1 protein-coding gene is annotated in these 272 nt (G+C 52.9%); it reads left to right on the forward strand.

All coding sequences use genetic code 11. The features are described 5' to 3' along the window. On the forward strand, window positions 1-272 hold a 272-nt coding region (locus ACFI32_RS14875), incomplete at both ends, for a hypothetical protein (protein WP_462627399.1).

Genomic DNA, 272 nt, shown 5'->3' on the forward strand with positions numbered 1-272 from the left:
AGCTTTAACACACCGAGCGGTGAGCACTACCGTCATCTGCATATCACCGCAATGCGTCAACTGGATCATGACGGCAGTTATGGTTACTATCGGCTGCTGGTTCAGCCGATCACACATCAGCTGCACGACCAGCAGCGCTGCCATGTCGACAGTGATACCGATGTCATCACCATGGTCGCTGAGCGCATCATGCCACTTGGTATGTCTATCGAAGATGACTCAGCCAATGACTGGACACCAGCACGGATCACGCAGTGGCAAATCAGTGATTG

This window comes from Psychrobacter sp. PSi21 (assembly GCF_054960615.1).